This is a genomic window from Sorangium sp. So ce1335 (assembly GCF_051521615.1).
Taxonomy (GTDB): Bacteria; Myxococcota_A; Polyangia; order Polyangiales; family Polyangiaceae; genus Sorangium.
The window spans coordinates 2,128,892-2,145,010 of sequence record NZ_CP150363.1; the positions used below are offsets into that span (position 1 = coordinate 2,128,892).

The window sequence follows — 16,119 nt, forward strand, 5'->3', positions numbered from 1 at the left end:
ACCTTCCTTCGAGGAGGCTTGCATTCCGGACATGCTGCTTTCCTTCTCCGTGATCAGCTCGATGACGCGCACCTCGCCTGCGGGGACGTGTGCCGGCGAGGGGCAGGAGATTTCCTTGTCATGACGGAGCTGTCGCTCGATGGCCAGGCCTGGACGGCGCCGGTTGGTCGCCCTGGCGCGAAGCTGCGCACGCCTGCTGGGTATCGGCCACACGCGGCGCGTCGTCAAGCGCGCTCCGCGGCGCGCCTGCGCGCCGCCGCGCTGGAGGCCGCGAACGTCGGGGCCGCCGTCCCCGTCGCACCGACCGCGGCCGGGCGACGCCGCCCGCCCGTGGACAGGCTCAGCCGCGCGTCGATGTCGGCGCGCGCGGTGTCTCCTTCGCAGGAGCCGTGAGGGGGTGAGGCGGATTGGCGCCTCGACAGCCGGCGCGGAGGGGGCCAGTTCCCCGGCCGGGCGACTCCGGCGGACTGGGCGCCTGGGCTGCAGAGGGCGACGCGTCTGCTATCCTGACGTATGGGACTGCGCGAGTACTGGCGTAAGCGCGACTTCTCGGTCACGCCCGAGCCGCGGGGAGAAGAGGCCGCCGCCGCGCCCGCCGACGCCGGGGAGCGGACCTTCATCATCCAGAAGCACGCCGCCTCGCACCTGCATTACGACTTCCGCCTCGAGCTCGAGGGCGTCCTCAAGAGCTGGTCGATACCCAAGGGGCCGAGCCTCGACCCCGAGGTGAAGCGGCTGGCGATGCATACGGAGGATCACCCGCTCGAGTACGGAGATTTCGAGGGGATCATCCCGAGAGGGCAGTACGGGGGCGGGACAGTGCTCCTGTGGGACCGGGGCACGTGGGTCCCGCTCGAGAATCCGCACAAGGGGTATCACGCCGGAAAGCTGAAGTTCCTCCTGCGCGGCGAGAAGCTCCGGGGCGGCTTCACGCTGGTGAGGACCCGGGGGCGGTACGACGACGACGAGGGGAGGAGCTGGCTCCTCATCAAGGAGAACGACGCGGAGGCGCGCCCCGCGAAGGAGTACAGCGTCGTCGACGCCCGTCCGGAGAGCGTGGCGACCGGGAGGCAGCTCGACGAGATCGCCGCGGCGAAGGACCGGGTGTGGCACTCGAACCGCGCGGAGAAGGACGCGGGGGAGAAGGGCGCGGGCAAGAAGGCGCCGTCCGGGACCGCACCCGGGCGGCGCGCGCGGGGCGAGGCCGGCCCGGCGCGCGCTGCGGCGCGGGTGGAGGGCGCGCGCGTCGCGGCGATGCCGGAGAAGGTGCGCCCGCAGGTGCCGAAGCGCCTGCCGGCGCGCAAGGCGAAGGGCGAGGCGAGCGGCGCGCCGGACGGCGCGGGGTGGCTGCACGAGATCCAGGTCGACGGCTTCCGGATCATGGCCCGGGTCGAGGACGGGCGCGTCCGGCTCGTGGACGAGCGGGGGAAGGGCGTCGAGGGGCGGTTCGAGCCCATCGCCGCGGCGATCGCGGGGCTCGGGCTGGAGAGCGCGCTGCTCGACGGCGAGGTGGCGGTGCTCCGGCGCGACGGCACGACGGCCCCGCCGCCGTCCAGCGCAAAGGCAGCTCCGCGGGACGGCGAGGTCGTCTACTTCGTCTTCGACCTCATGTACCTGGAGGGCCGCGATCTCATGGAGTCGCCGCTCGCGGCGAGGAAGCAGGCCTTACGGCGGCTGCTCGGCGCCGCCGGCGCGGGGCCGCTGCGCTACGCGGACCACGTCGAGGGCTCGTGGGAGGAGGTCCTCCAGAAGGGGTGTCAGCTGGCGCTGAAGGGGATCGTGTCGAAGCGGATCGACGCGCCCTATGTGCCCGGCCGAGGCCCGGGCTGGGTCGTCGCGTCGTGCGGTGACGCGCGGGCGCCGGAGAAGCCGGCGGCGAAGACGAAGGCGGCGCGGGGCGCGGGCGAGAAGGCGAAGACGAAGGTGGCGCGGGGCGCGGGCGAGCGCGCCGCGCCAGGCAAGGGGGCGAAGGCGCGCGCAGCCGCGGCGGGGGACGGCGAGGGCGCCTCGGTGCTGGGCGTGCGCCTGTCGCACCCGGACAAGGTGCTGTATCCGGAGCAGGGGATCACCAAGCGGGAGCTCGCGCTCTATTACGAGTCGATCGCCGGGCGGATGGTGCCGCACGTGAAGGACCGGCCGCTCACGCTCGTGCGCTGCCCCGAGGGCGCGGAACGCGCGTGCGTCTATACGAAGCACGCGAAGGCGTCGGGGTCGTCGGCGCTCCGCCGCGTGACGATCCAGGAGAAGACGAAGGCGGGCGAGTACCTCGTGGCGGACTCGGCCGAGGCGCTCGTGTCGCTCGCGCAGATGGGGATCCTCGAGATCCACACGTGGAACTCGACGGTATCGAAGCTCGAGCTGCCCGATCGTGTGGTGTTCGATCTCGACCCGGATCCCTCGGTGTCGCTCGAGCGCGTGATCGCGGCGGCGCTGCTGCTCAGGGAGCGGCTCGACGAGCTCGGCCTCGAGAGCTTCGTGAAGACGACGGGGGGCAAGGGGTTCCACATCGTGGTGCCGCTCGCGCCGGTGAGCGGGTGGGACGAGTGCCTTGCGTTCACGAAGGCGCTGGCGGGCGACATCGCGCGGCGCGACCCGAAGGGGTACACGATCGCGGTGTCGAAGGCGCAGCGGAAGGGGAAGATCTTCATCGACTACCTGCGCAACACGCGGGGCGCGACGTCGGTGGCCGCGTACTCGACGCGCGCGCGGCCCGGCGCGCCGGTGTCGGCGCCGCTCTCCTGGGACGAGCTCGGGCAGGAGGTGCGCCCGGACCAGTTCACGATCCGGAACCTGCCCGAGCGCCTTGCCTCGCTGAAGGCCGACCCGTGGGCGCGCTACGGGAAGGTGAGGCAGAAAATTACACCCGCGATGCAGCGGGCGCTGGGGCTCCGGGCGTAGGCGACGCGGCCGCGGCGCCGGGATATCGTGGGCTCCTCCACCACCGGAGGGGCAGCGGCGTGAGCGACATCGATTTCTCACTGGCGTGGGAGGGCGCCTCGGCGGAGGCCGGGCCGTGGCGGCACCTGCTCGTCGTCGAGCTCCGGGGCAGCGAGGCCATCTCCGGCCTGTACCGCTACGAGATCGTGCTGCTCGCCCGCGCGCCGGCGCCCGAAGTGGACCCGGAGGAGCTCATCGAGGCCCGGGCGACGCTGCGCCTGGCCACGCTCTCCGAGCCGGCCTACCGCGTCGTGCACGGGATCATCACCGAGGCCGAGGAGCTCGGCCCCGTCGCGTACGGCATGCTCTACCGCGTCGTGCTGTCGCCGCCGCTCGCGCGCTCGATGCACCGCACGAGGTGCCGGATCTTCCTCGAGAAGACGACGCGGCAGATCGTCGACGCGGTGCTGCAGGGCGACCCCGCGGTCCGCCGCGACGACGGCGCCACGGTCGAGCCCGACGATGGCAGCGAGGGCGCCTTCACGCCGGCCAGGGAGGCCTACGCCTGGCGGGTTGCCGACCCGACGCGCATCGACGACGTGGCCGCGCGGCCCTACTGCGTGCAGTACAACGAGAGCGATCTCGCGTTCGTGTCGCGCCTGCTCGAGGAGGAGGGGATCGGCTACCACTTCGAGCACGGCGACGGCGTGTGCCTGCTCGTGCTCGCCGACGCGGACGGCGGCCGGGCGCGCCTCGCCCCGTTCGCCCCGATCGGCCCGGGGCTGCGCGGGCGGGACGTCGCGACGATGAAGCTTGGCGCGCGCATGCGGCCGAAGAAGGTGTCGCTGCTCGACTACAACTGGAAGAAGCCCGCGCTGGACATGGCGGTGGCCGCGCCGGGCCAGCCTGCGGGGGAGGACCTCGTCGACCACGAGTACCCGGGCCGCTACCCGGACGCGCCCGACCAGGGGAGGCCGCTCGCGCAGGCGAAGCTCGATCGGCTGGCCGTGGAGGCGCGGTACGCCGTCGGCGAGGGCGCCGTGCGGCTGCTCGGCGCCGGGACGATCTTCGCGCTGGAGCACCCGACGTCGCGCTACGAGGGCGAGTACCTGGTCACGCGGCTGGAGGTGCGCGGCGAGCAGCAGGGCGTGCTGCCGCCCGGGGCCGGCGGCGCGCGTTTCGCGCAGGAGGGGGTGCCGTTCTCGGCGCGGTTCGAGTGCGCGCGCCGCGGCAACGACGGACGCGCGGCCGAATCGCGGTTCCGGCCGGCGCGTGTCACGCCGAAGCCGCGGGTGCAGGGGACGCAGACGGCGTTCGTCACCGCGGAGCCTGGGGCGCAGGGCGCGGAGATCCACGTGGGCGGCCCGCCCGGCGCGGAGATCGGGTGCGTGCGGATCAAGTTCCACTGGGACAAGGACGCGGCGCGGCACGCGAAGGAGCCGACCTCCTGCTGGGTGCGCGTGAACCAGGTGTTCGCCGGGGTCGGGGAGGGCGCCGTGTTCCACCCGCGCGTGGGGGTCGAGGTGATCGTCGACTTCGAGGAGGGCGACCCGGACCGGCCGATCGTGGTGGGCCGTGTCTACAACGGGCAGAACCGGCCGCCGGGCGGCGCGCCGACGGTGAGCACCTTCAAGACGATGACCAGCCCGGGCGGCGGCAGCCACAACGAGCTGCGCTTCGACGACACGGCGGGTAGCCAGCAGATCCTCCTGCACACGCCGAAGGACTGGAACAACGAGGTCGGCAACGACCGGCGCGAGCAGGTCGCGAACAACAGCGCCTCGGCGGTGGGCGTCAACCGCAACGAGACGACGGGCTCGAACCGGACGACGATGGTCGGGTCGAACAACGCGGAGCTCATCGGGGCCAACGAGACGGTGACGGTGGGCGCGAACCAGGCGGTGACGGTGGGCGCGAACCAGGCGTCGACGATCGGCGCGAACCAGGCGGTGACGGTGGGCGTCGACCAGACGGTGACGGTGGGCGCGAACCAGACGGTGACGGTGGGCGCGAACCAGACGCTGACGGTCGTGGCGGATCAGACCGAGACGATCACCGGCAGCCGCAAGGTGGACGTCACCGCCGACGACACGCTCACCGTGACGGGGGCGCAGACGGTGACCGTCACGAGCCCGCAGACGACGACGCTCCAGGCGACGCACGACCTGACGGTCACGAGCAACGAGACGATCAACGTCGGCGGCGCCCAGAAGACGACGGTGACCGGGCCGCAGGAGATGACGTCGGCCACGCTGCAGAAGCTCGAGGCGCCGATCCAGACGCTCATCACGGTGCTGCAGACGCTCCAGTCGACGAACCTCAACGTGAGCGCGGCCGTGATGGCCAGGATCGAGACCGCGCTCATGACGCTCGTCGGCTCCGGGTCGATCAAGATGGAGGCCGGCGAGCTCGTCGTCACGAGCGGTCCGGTGACGATCACCGGCGGCGACATCACCATCACCGGCGGCAACGTGAAGGTCGCCGGCGGCTCGGTGGGGGTGAGCGGGGGGACGGTGGACGTGGTGGGGGGGCTGGTGAAGCTCAATTGAGCGTCCGCGAGACGCGCGTCGCGCGCCTTCGCGCGGCGTTCCCCGTGCTCGAACGCAGCGGCCTGTTCAGCGCGCGCGCGCGTTCTTCTTGAACAGCGCCGGGACGTCGCGCGGGCTCCAGGTCATCGGGCGCCCGTTCGCGACCACCTGGACGTGCCCGTCTTCGACCCGAAGGTCGCCAGGCGGCATGGTGTAGCGCTGGTCCCCGTCCGTCGAGTAGACGATCCGGTGCCACTCGCCGAGGAGACGCACCACGGAGCGCTCGAGATACGCGACCAGGTCGGGGCCGATGTGCCCGCCCGCGTCGAGCTCGATGACGCACGTGCTGTTCGCGTCGCCCGGCAGGGGGAGGACGGACGCGGGCGCCGGCATCGTCGTGAGCTGCTCGTGAAAGGCGGGCGAGAGCTTCAGGATCTCCGGCCAGCTTGCGCGCGCCCACGCCGGATCCATCGCGTTGACATGGCGGATGGTCGTCCCGCTGCGCTCTACCCGCACCGACACGGCGGCGATCGCCAGCGCGAGGCAATCCCAGACGCGTTCGAGGAAGCGGGACGGCGGCTGCTGATCGACGACGATGTCGGCATGGGCCCACGCCTCATCCCAGCCCAAGATCCACACGCTGAGGGGCGACGAGCCGTCCTCGTCGACGAAGCCGCCCTCGGCGTGGAAGCGCGCGCGCATCGACCCGTCCCGGTGCAGGACGAAGCCGCTCTCCGCCGCAGCCGGCAGCTCGCCCTCCAGCTCGTCTCGCCGCAGGATCCTGCCTCCCTCGACCTCCGCGATCCACGCAGGCCAGACGCTCGCCATCTCCACGAGGAAGCGCGGGAGCGCGCCGCGGGGTAACAGGTAATCGTGATCGTATCCGCAGCCCATGCCCAGGACCTCTGCCTCTACACCCTGCCGCACCCTGCTTGACGCACGGTGCGGGTGCTCCTGTTTCTCCTGTTGTACCAGTCGTTCTGCAGGATTCTCATGACCTCGATGTCGTTCGGTACGTAGATCGAGACCCCCGACAGTCCACGTCCGCCCGGCAGCGGCTTGAAGAGATCATCGATCTTGTCGTCCGCGACCTCGACGGCGAAGAAGTGGGTCCGCTTCTCCGTGGGAATACCCATCCGATGGTGTTCGGCTGTCATGTCGGGTGAAAACAGGCTGGTGAAGTAAACCCCGAACGGCCGACCGCCCGGCGGCTGCGAGGCCTTGAAATACCACGCGCCCTGCGCCCTCGACTGGATGGCCTGAAAGCCCTGTGCGCTGGTGTAATGCCATACGATGGTCAGCCCGAGCGGGTCGCTCGCGATCGTCGGATCGGGCACGTAAGCATACGTATTGAGCCCGCCCTCGAGCCCGATCGGATCGGGGCTGATGTAGCGACCGAGCTCGGGGTCGTAGTAGCGAAACCGGTTGTAGTAAAGCCCTGTCTCGGGGTCTTCGTACTGCCCTGGCCAGCGCCACGGGCACATGGCGCCGGCGACCTCGTCCTCGGGCGCCCCGTACACGTCGAGCCGCAGATTCCACGCGACTTCCCCTGCCTCGTCGAACATCACGCTCGGCGCGCCGAGGGGGTCGGTGATGATCCCGTACCGCGCTTCGCCCTGGATCTTCCCGAGGGGCGCGAAGCTCTCTGGCTCGAACACCCACGTGATCGGCGCCTCGCCGGATCGGTGCTCGTGCAGCGGCACCTGGCCGTCCCATACCCACGTGGTCTCCATGTCGCCAGAGCGGTTCTTCACGCGCCGGCCCAGCGCGTCGTAGGAGAAGGTCACCGTTCGTCCGTCCGGCAGCGTCACCTCGCGGAGCTGTCCGGCGGCGTTCCAGGCATACTTCCATCGCGCGCCGCCGGGACGAACCTTCTCTATCAGATGGCCGTCGTCATCATGGATGTACTGCGCGCCATGGGCTCGCCGGATCTCGCCGCCGGGACCGTAGGTCCGATCCGCTCGGCTCGCGTCGCGGAACAGGTTGCCTGTCGCGTCCGGCGCGCGGTGCTCCAGGCGCCCGTTGGCGTGGCGCGCCGAGGCGAGCCGGCCGCGGGCGTCGCGCTCGAAGACGATGGGACCGAGCCCTGCATCCACCACGGCGGCCAGTCGGTCGCCGGGCTCCCATCGGAGCTCCTCGCGGGCCTGCTCGTCGCTCCCGCGCGCCAGCGTTCGCGTCACGGGGCGGCCCAGTCGATCGCGCTGCCAGCGCGCCGCCACGCCGCCTGCGAACCGACGCTCCACCACCGACCCGGCGGCGTCGCGGCCGAGAGCGACGTGCCACGAGCGGCCCTCGCCCCCGGTCGTGAGCTGCACCGCGTCGCCTATCCTGTCGCGCTCGATCGTCATGCTGGCCCCGAGCGACGATGCGAGCCCCACGCGCGCGCCGCGCGCGTCATAGCGGGATTCGACCCAGTGCGCGCCCTGCTGCTCGCGGATCACGCGGCCCAGGCGATCGCGCTCGATTCGCACGGCCATCGCGCCGCTGGTCGCCTCCACGAGCTCGCCGTCCTCGCGGTACGAGAATCGCTCCTCGCTCCCATCCGAGCGCTGTATCTTCGTGAGGCGCCCGGACGGATCGTAGGCGAACTGCGTGCAGGCTCCGCTGGGCTTCACGGCCTTGATCAGGTTCCCCGCCCGGTCCCGTTCGTATCGATGCGTCCGTCCATCGAACCCGCGCTCCTCGCGGAGGCGACCGCAGGGGTCGTATTGCAATCGATGGACCTCGCCCGCCTCGTTCTCCAGCTCGACGAGCTGGCCCTCCGTGTCATACCGGAGCCGTAGGACCGCCCCGGCCTCGTCGCGCTCGGAAAGCTTGTGATACCCGCTGTAGCGCAGCGTGATGCGGTGGTGGTGGTCCTGCGCCTCGACGAGGTACCCTTCGGGATCGCGGCCCAGCCTGCGCACGTTCCCGTCGGGCTCCTCGACCGTGACCAGCCGCGCGCACGCATCGTGGTGTCGTCGCTGGACGTTGCCGCGCGGGTCCTTGCGCAGGACGACGCGCCCGCGCCTGTCGTGCTCGTACCCCTCCTCGGTGCTGTCCGCCGACCTCACGCGGCGGAGGTTCTTCGCGTCGTCGTAGGAGAACGACGCTCGAGCGCCGGCGGGATCCGTGACCGCCGCGAGCAGCCCGTCGCGGTACTCGAACAGCGTTTGTTGCCCGAGCGGATCGACGCGTCGCTGGAGCTGCCCGCGCTCGTCGTAGTCCCAGCGCCATTCACCGTCACAAGGATCCACGGCTCGGACAGGCAGGTTGTTCTTGTCGTGGTCGACACGGATCGTCGCCCCTCCGGGGAGGGACGTCCTCACGCGATTCCCCCGCGCGTCGTACTCGTACCGCGTCGCGTTCCCCAGCGGATCGACCTCCGCCGTCATCCACAGGTTGTCGTCGTACTCGAACCGCGTCTCGCCGCCGCACGCGTCGATCACCTTCACGACCGCATAGGCCACGTTCATCTCGTACGTGGTCGTCGCGTCGAGCGAGTTCGTGACGTACGTCACCCGCCCGACCTTGTCGTAGTCGATCTCGTGATCGTAGATCCCGCCGTCCCCCCACGTCCGGATGCAGTACGCGCCCGGCCCGTTGCCGTCGTAGCCGAAGTAGAACGACAGCCCGGTCCGGTCCGTCTCCCGCACGAGGAGGTGGCCCTCGTACGCGTACCGCGTCGCGTGCCCCAGCGGATCGATCACCTCCACCAGATCCCCTTCGCCGGAGTACACATACCGCGTGTGCGGCACCCAGCCAGGTTGCGTCGGGTGCGGCAGCGACACCAGCGACAGCCGCCCGGCCTCGTCGTGCTCGAAGCGCGCGATCCTGCCGCCCGCGTCGCGCACCCACGACAGCTGGGCGCGGTCGTCGTAGTGCAGCGTGATCTCGTGCCCGTTCCGCGTGCGCTTCCGCACGAGGCGGGCGAGCGTCCTGTCCCTGTCGCCCGGGATCGGCTCGAGCTCGTGCACGACGCCGTCCGCCGCCTCGATCTCCCAGCGAAACCGGCCCAGGCTGCGCAGCGTCAGGCGGTTGAGCGGATCGAACACCTCCTCGCCCGGCCTCATCGCGTGATCGGGCATGTCGAAGGTGTCGAACTCGATCTCCCGGCCGTCCTCCGCGCGGTACACGACGCAGCCGGGCTCGATCCACACGGCCTGGTCCAGCGGGTGGCTCCAGCCGTGGCCGAGCGGCGAGTCCCGGTGCGCCCAGCTCGACACGTACGTCCGCTCGAAGACGAGCGGCAGCGGGCCGGGGAGCTCGAAGTCCGTCGACTCGGTCATCACCCGGCCTGTCGCGACGTCCACCGGGTGCCCCGTGAAGAAGCAGACCCCCTTGTGCAGCAGGTTCCGGAGGCGCGCGTTCTTGATCCGGTTCACCAGCCGATGGAGCCGGCTCGCGATCCACTTGCACTTGATGAGCCCGAACCCGGCGGCCATCCAGTCGACGGCCGGCGGCCCGCCCACGAGCACCGGCAGCCCCTTCGGGATGGTCAGGACCACCGACGTGGGGAGCCGGATCGGATCGCTGCAGCTCAGGGCGATGTCGCCGAGCCGGCACAGGTTCGCGCCCATCGCGTGGACGGTCTTCGAGCCCGTGATCATCACCGCGTCCCCGGGCGGCGGGATCGGCAGCTCCAGCGACGGCGCCTTGCCCGGGATGATCGCCGGCTTCGGCACCCGGAACATCGGGGCCCACATCGCCCCCGGCGGGATGATGAAGTGCGGCAGCAGGAAGAAGTTCTTCGCCTCCGTGCCGGTCGTGTTCGCCGGCATCAGGTTGATCAGCACGGGCCCCTTGAACGAGCCGCCGGTCGCCATGCCGATCGCGTTCGAGATCGCCAGCCCCGCGGCGAGCCCGATCGGGTCAAGGACGAGCCCGACGAACGGGTGCGGGAACGGCACCGGGAGCATCGGCGGCGGGACGAGCTCGAAGTGGAGATCGATGCCGATGACGATGTCGAGCCACGTGCTGGCGAGCATGACCGTCCCTCCGCCCTCTATTCCAGCGCGCGGCTGCGCTCCTCGAGCCGCGCCGCCGCGTCCTTGGTCCCGCGCTTCCTGAGGAGCGCCGCGAGCGCGCGCGCCACCTCCGCGGCGCTCGACGCCCTCACCTCCGCCGGGTCGGCCGCGTCGGCCGCCTCGAGCGCCGCGCCCCAGATCCGCGCCGCCTCGTCGGCGTTGCCCAGATCGAGCTGCGCCTGGCCCGCGAGGCGCAGCGCCTCGATCGTCAAGATCGCCGAGCCGGACTGCCGGGCCAGCGCCGCGCCGCGCGCGTACGCCGCCGCCGCGTCCGCGTGCTCGCCCGCGCGCACGTGCAGCGCGCCCAGCGCGAGCTGCGCCTGCACCCCGAGATCCGGCAGGCCGCCGCGCTCGGCCCGCTCGCGCGCGGCGTCGTAGGTCCGCGCCGCGCGCCCGGCGTCCCCCGCGGCGACGAGGTAGCCGCCGAGGACGAGCTCCATCATCGTCGCCTCGCGCGCCATCCCCGCCTGGGCGCAGAGGTCCCGCGCCCGCGCCTGCTGCTGCACCGCCTCGACGGGCTGCCCGCGGCGCATCGCCTGCGCGCCGCGCAGGACCAGGTGCGCGAGCTCGCCCCCCCGGGCGCCCGCGAGCGGCAGCGAGACGCCCTCGCGCTCGAGCAGGGCGTCGATGCTCCCGGGATCCGCCGGCGGGTGGCCCGGCCGCAGCGGCGGCGACACGCCGCGGGGCCACGCCGCGCCGACCCGCGCCGGGCCGACGACGTCCGGCGGCGCCGCCTCGGCCGCGTCGAGCATGCGCGCGAGGTCGCGCTGCGCCTCCGCCTCGTCGACGAGGAACGCGAGCCGCGTCGCCCGCTCCCCGAGCTCGTCGGCGACGGGCTCGAGCGCCGCCGGCTCGGGGTCGATCAGGATCCAGCGCACGGCGCCGAGGCCCCTCGCGTCGAGCAGCGCGCGCAGCGCCTCGCAGAGCGCGCCCGGGCGCTCGACGCGCGTCGGGGCCAGCACGACGACGAGCCCCTCGTGCCAGTCGGCGCGGGCCTTCAGGAGCTGCGCGAGCTGCGCGCCGAACGCGGCGAGCGGCTCGGCGATCGCCGGCCGCTCGGGCAGCTCGGGCAGCGGCTCCCCCTCCTGCGCCATGCGGGCCCTGCGCGCCTCGTGCTGGGCGCGCAGACGCTCGAGCCGCTCGGGCCACCCGTCGCTCGCCGCGGTGCACGCGTCCTCCAGCACGACGAAGGGGCTCCGGTTCTCGGGGTGGAGCTCCTGCGACGCCGCGAGCCGGAGCGCCGTGGCGCGGAGGTCGGGGCTTGTCCGCACGTGGAGCAGGCGCAGCTCGCGCGCCCGCACGAACCAGGACAGGGCGTCTGCAAGCTCTCGAATGCGCCTCGCCAACGACTCCATCGCGCGCTCCGTGCCGGCACCGGCGTGCGACAGTTTACCGATTTTGCTTGAGGGCTACCCGGATTCGTTCTCGCGCTATCTTGCGCGCGCCGCCGCGCCGCCCCAGTTGCCGCCCCGGCTGCTCCGCACCACATCCCCACCACCTGCATGGCCTCAGAACGCAAGACCCACCGCGGCCTCACCGTCGTCGGCCTCATCCTGTCCCTCGCCATGGCCGCCCTCGAGTCGACCGTGGTCGCCACCGCGATGCCCACCGTGATCGGCGATCTCGGCGGCATTCAACAGTACGCCTGGGTCACCACCGCCTACCTGCTCACCTCGTCGGTGCTCGTCCCCATCTGCGGCAAGCTGTCGGACATCTACGGCCGCAAGCCGGTGATCCTGTTCGGCATCGCCGTCTTCCTGATCGGCTCGATCGCGAGCGGCGCCGCGCGGTCGATGCCGCAGCTCATCGCCTTCCGTGCGCTCCAGGGGGCCGGCGCCGGGGCCATGCAGCCGATGGCGATGACCATCTCGGGCGACATCTTCGATCTGAACGAGCGCGCGCGGATCCAGGGCGTCTTCGGCGCGGCGTGGGGGCTGTTCGGCATCATCGGCCCGATGGTGGGCGGGCTCATCGTGCACTATTTCTCGTGGCGCTGGGTCTTCTACATCAACATCCCGTTCGGCCTCGCGTCCATGGCGCTCGTCGCGACCGCGTTCCACGAGCGCATCGACAGGCGGCGCCACGAGCTCGATTTCCTCGGCGCGGCGCTCCTGTCCGCCGGCGTCGTCGCGCTGCTGCTCGCCACAGGAAGGCTGGGCGGGGCGACGACGCTCGTCGCCGCGATCGCGTCGGCCGCGCTGTTCGCGGCGTTCTTCGCGGTCGAGCGCCGCGCGCCCGAGCCGATGATCCCGCTGCCGCTCTTCCGGCGGCCGGTGATGCTCATCTCCAACGTGGCCGGCGCCATCCTCGGCGGCGCGATGATGGGCACCATCACCTTCGTGCCGCTCTTCGTGCAGGGCGTGCTCCGCGGCTCGCCCACCGACGCCGGGAGCGCCATCGCCCCGATGCTGATCGGCTGGCCGGTGGCGAGCGCGATCGGCGGGCGGCTCATCCCGCGGGTCGGGTTCCGCCCGCTCATCTGGGTGGGCCTCGGCTTCACGGCGCTGGCGGGGCTCGCGCTCGCGATCGGCGGGGCGCACGAGACGCCGCTCCTGCTGCGCGCGACGACCCTCGTGTTCGGCGTGGGCATGGGGCTCTCCAACGTCGCGCTGCTCATCGCGGTGCAGAGCAGCGTCGCGTGGGATCAGCGCGGGATCGCGACCGCGAGCACGATGTTCTCCCGGCTGCTCGGCGGCGTCGTGGCGGTGGGCATCATGGGCGGGGTCCTGACGGCGCAGCTCGCGAAGGACCCGTCGATCCCGGCGGACGCGGCGAGCCGGCTCCTGACGGCGGAGGGGGCGCGGGGGCTCGATCCGTCGGTCGTGCAGCACCTCGGCGAGGCGCTCACGTCGGGGCTCACCACGGTGTTCTGGATCATCGCGGCGATGGGCGTGATCGGGTTCATCTCGGCGCTGTGGTTTCCGCGTGTGCCCCTCCAGACGGCGGACGACAAGACGGTCGCGCCGCCGAGCGAGGCCGGCATCGGGTGAGGCGCGGGCAGCGGGGGGGAGCCCGGACTACCTTGCGCCGCATGACCTGGATGGGGTGTGCGCGGGGACGGAGGGGGCGGATGGGATGGCGGCGCCACGCGAGCGCGGCGGCGTGGGGCGCCTGGCTCGCGCTCGGAGCGGGGTGCGAGGATCAACGCTTCGTGATCGGCGTGTTCGCGCCCGGGCCGGACGGGACGGCGAGCGCGCCGGAGCGGCCGGTGTTCGATACGGCGAGGGCGGTGACGGAGCTCAACTCCGATGCAAGGGAAGAGGACCCGACGCTCACGGGCGATCTCCTCGAGATCTACTTCATGTCCGATCGCGACGGGGATCGCGACCTCTGGAGGTCGCGGCGGGCGGCGGCGGATTCGCCCTGGGACGCGCCGCAGGCCGTGGGGGAGCTCAACAGCGCCGAGATCGAGGACACCCCCTCCGTCTCCGAGGACGGGCTCAGGATCTGGTTCTACAGCAGGCGCGAGCCGGAGGGCATCTGGCTGGCCGAGCGCGCCGGCCGGGACGACCCGTGGGGAACGCCAGCGCACGTGGACGCCCTCGCCGTCGAGGGCGCCACGGTGATGGGCCCTCACGTCGATCCCCCAGGGCTCCACGTCGTGACCGGCGTCACGCCCGCGGACGCGGAGACGTACCTCGCGATCGCGTCGCGCGACCGCCCGGAGGACGACTGGAGCGCGCTCGTGCCGGTCGCCGGGCTGGACGGCCCGGGCGACGAGGGCGGCCCGTTCCTGTTCGACGACGGCAAGCAGATCCTGTTCCGATCGAGCCGCGCGGGAGGGGGAGACCTGTTCTGGGCATGGCGGGCAAGCGCCGAAGCGGCGTTCGAGGAGGCAGCGCCGCTCGAGGAGCCGGTGAACCTCCCCGAGGAGCGCGACACCGACCCGCACCTCTCACCGGACGGCACCGTCCTGTATTTCGCATCGACGCGGACCAGCGTCGCCGACCTCTACGAGGCCCGCCGCGCCGCGCCTTGATCGGACTCCGGATCTCGCGCGGCGCGGAGAGCGACGTCGATCCCGCTCGCGGCGCCGGACGAGGCGGCGGCAAGACACACCTCCCGGAAGCTCACGACGCGTGGGGCTGCGGTATCCTGTGCTGATGTAAAAGTCTCGCTGGGCGCGAACGCTCCGAATTCTCGCGAAATTCGAGCGACCCGTGATTGATCGCGGGCGCTCCGGTCCACGTGGGAAAGCGGGACCAAGAGAGCTCCAGGAGGTTCGATGCATCCTTTGCTTTGCCGGTCGTGGCGACGGTGTGGGTCTGCGCGTACATGGGGCCTCCTGATCGGCGCCGTCGCGTCGCTCACGGGTTGCGGCGAGGGGACGCCAGGAGCGGGCCCCGACGCGGGGGGGCAGGGCGGCGGCACGACCGGTGCCGCCAGCACGAGCGCGTCCTCCACCGCGGGCACCGGCGGCGCCGGAAGCAGCGCCGCGGCGACGACCGGCACGGCGGGCACCGGCGGCGAGGGAGGGACCGGCGGCGCCGGCGGAAGCGGCGTCGGGGGGAGCGGCGGCGGAGAGACCGGCGGAGGCGGGAGTGGCGGAGGCGGAAGTGGCGGCGGCGGGAGCGACGACCGGTGCGCAGAGGCGGTCTTCGATCCATCGAGCCCGCCCGGGGCGCTGCGGCTGTCCGGGGACCTCGTGACCCACGACCCCGCCGTCATCCAGGCCGGCGACCGCTATTACCTCTTCCAGACGGGCGACCGGCTCCCGATGAAGACCTCCTCGGACCTCCTCAACTGGCAGGCTGCCGGTCGGGTGTTCGACGCGCGGCCCGCCTGGCTCGCGGAGCAGGTGCCGGGCGTGGAAGACCTGTGGGCGCCCGACATCTCCCGCTTCGGCGGCGCCTATCATCTTTACTATTCCGCCTCCACGTTCGGCAGCAACAGGTCGTGCATCGGGCACGCGACAAAGGCGTCGCTCGACGCGGCCGAGCCCTGGACGGACCGCGGTCCCGCCATCTGCTCGAACACCGGCGCGACGCGCGACGAATGGAACGCCATCGATCCCAACGTCGCGATCGACGAGGAGGGGACTCCATGGCTCGCCTTCGGGAGCTTCTGGAGCGGGCTCAAGATGGTGAAGCTCACCGCGTCGGGCGAGCGGGCGGACACCGAGCTCCACGCCCTCGCGTCGCGCCCCGACGCGCGCGGGGCGCTCGAGGCGCCCTTCATCGTCCGGCGCTGCGGCTTCTATTATCTGTTCGTCTCGTTCGACTCCTGCTGCCGCGGCGTCGACAGCACGTACAAGATGGTCGTCGGCCGCTCGACGAGCATCACCGGCCCGTACGTCGACCGCGAGGGCAAGGCGATGACGGCCGGCGGCGGCACGCTCCTCGTCCAGGGGGATTCCCGCTGGAAGGGGCCCGGGCACAACGCCGTGCTGTTCTCCAAGGACCGGGCCTACAACATCTATCACGCGTACAACGTCGAGAGGAACGGCGAGCCCACGCTGCGGATCTCCGAGCTGGCGTGGGACAGCGACGGCTGGCCGAGATCCGGAGGGCCGTGACATGCGCGCCACGCGGGCACAGCGGTTTACCCGGAACAGCGATGGAACTCCTGACTTCGGTGTGCCTGTTGGTACCAGCGTCGAGATCCCGGTCCCTTCCGGGGAATGACCGCCGCCGCGGCGCGCGGCCGTCCGCGCTCGCGCAGGTCGAGGTGTCTCCTGCGCTCCGCAGGTGGCCGTGAGCGGCGCTCCA

General features: G+C 72.1%; 8 protein-coding genes. 5 read left to right on the forward strand and 3 right to left on the reverse strand.

Annotated features, from left to right (window positions below; genetic code table 11):
• Positions 1-513: 513 nt before the first annotated feature.
• A complete protein-coding gene (ligD, locus tag WMF24_RS07910; protein ID WP_437735756.1) occupies positions 514-2,898 on the forward strand; it encodes a non-homologous end-joining DNA ligase in 2,385 nt (794 codons plus the stop codon).
• A gap of 59 nt (positions 2,899-2,957) precedes the next feature.
• On the forward strand, positions 2,958-5,426 hold the full coding sequence (locus tag WMF24_RS07915; protein WP_437735757.1) for a type VI secretion system Vgr family protein: 2,469 nt from the start codon (positions 2,958-2,960) through the stop codon (positions 5,424-5,426).
• Between the two features lie 66 nt (positions 5,427-5,492).
• Here WMF24_RS07915 and WMF24_RS07920 read toward each other — a convergent pair whose 3' ends face one another.
• Genes WMF24_RS07920 through WMF24_RS07930 form a run of 3 tightly spaced genes read right to left on the reverse strand, consistent with a single transcriptional unit; the run spans position 5,493 to position 11,766 of the window.
• On the reverse strand, positions 5,493-6,299 hold the full coding sequence (locus WMF24_RS07920) for a hypothetical protein (RefSeq protein ID WP_437735758.1): 807 nt from the start codon (positions 6,297-6,299) through the stop codon (positions 5,493-5,495).
• 17 nt (positions 6,300-6,316) lie between these two features.
• Positions 6,317-10,372, reverse strand: coding sequence for a DUF6531 domain-containing protein (locus tag WMF24_RS07925; protein ID WP_437735759.1), 4,056 nt, complete (start codon positions 10,370-10,372; stop codon positions 6,317-6,319).
• A gap of 17 nt (positions 10,373-10,389) precedes the next feature.
• Positions 10,390-11,766 (reverse strand): hypothetical protein, encoded by a 1,377-nt coding sequence (locus WMF24_RS07930; protein ID WP_437735760.1) that lies wholly within the window; start codon positions 11,764-11,766, stop codon positions 10,390-10,392.
• 147 nt (positions 11,767-11,913) lie between these two features.
• On the opposite strand from WMF24_RS07930, the gene WMF24_RS07935 reads away from it, so the two are divergent.
• The 3 genes from WMF24_RS07935 (at position 11,914) to WMF24_RS07945 (ending at position 15,926) form a co-directional block, all read left to right on the forward strand.
• Positions 11,914-13,401 carry an MDR family MFS transporter gene (locus tag WMF24_RS07935; protein ID WP_437735761.1) on the forward strand — a complete coding sequence of 496 codons (1,488 nt, stop codon included), beginning with the start codon at positions 11,914-11,916 and terminating at the stop codon, positions 13,399-13,401.
• 80 nt (positions 13,402-13,481) lie between these two features.
• A complete protein-coding gene (locus WMF24_RS07940) occupies positions 13,482-14,390 on the forward strand; it encodes a hypothetical protein (protein ID WP_437735762.1) in 909 nt (302 codons plus the stop codon).
• A 246-nt stretch (positions 14,391-14,636) separates the two neighbouring features.
• The gene (locus tag WMF24_RS07945; protein ID WP_437735763.1) at positions 14,637-15,926 is read left to right on the forward strand and encodes an arabinan endo-1,5-alpha-L-arabinosidase; all 1,290 of its coding nucleotides are present in this window, start codon (positions 14,637-14,639) and stop codon (positions 15,924-15,926) included.
• Positions 15,927-16,119 lie beyond the last annotated feature (193 nt).

Coding starts and splice junctions, on each gene's coding strand:
- ligD (WP_437735756.1), top strand. CDS start 514: ATGGGACTGCGCGAGTACTGGCGTAAGCGCGACTTCTCGGTCACGCCC.
- WMF24_RS07920 (WP_437735758.1), bottom strand. CDS start 6,299: ATGGGCTGCGGATACGATCACGATTACCTGTTACCCCGCGGCGCGCTC.
- WMF24_RS07925 (WP_437735759.1), bottom strand. CDS start 10,372: ATGCTCGCCAGCACGTGGCTCGACATCGTCATCGGCATCGATCTCCAC.
- WMF24_RS07930 (WP_437735760.1), bottom strand. CDS start 11,766: ATGGAGTCGTTGGCGAGGCGCATTCGAGAGCTTGCAGACGCCCTGTCC.
- WMF24_RS07935 (WP_437735761.1), top strand. CDS start 11,914: ATGGCCTCAGAACGCAAGACCCACCGCGGCCTCACCGTCGTCGGCCTC.
- WMF24_RS07940 (WP_437735762.1), top strand. CDS start 13,482: ATGGGATGGCGGCGCCACGCGAGCGCGGCGGCGTGGGGCGCCTGGCTC.
- WMF24_RS07945 (WP_437735763.1), top strand. CDS start 14,637: ATGCATCCTTTGCTTTGCCGGTCGTGGCGACGGTGTGGGTCTGCGCGT.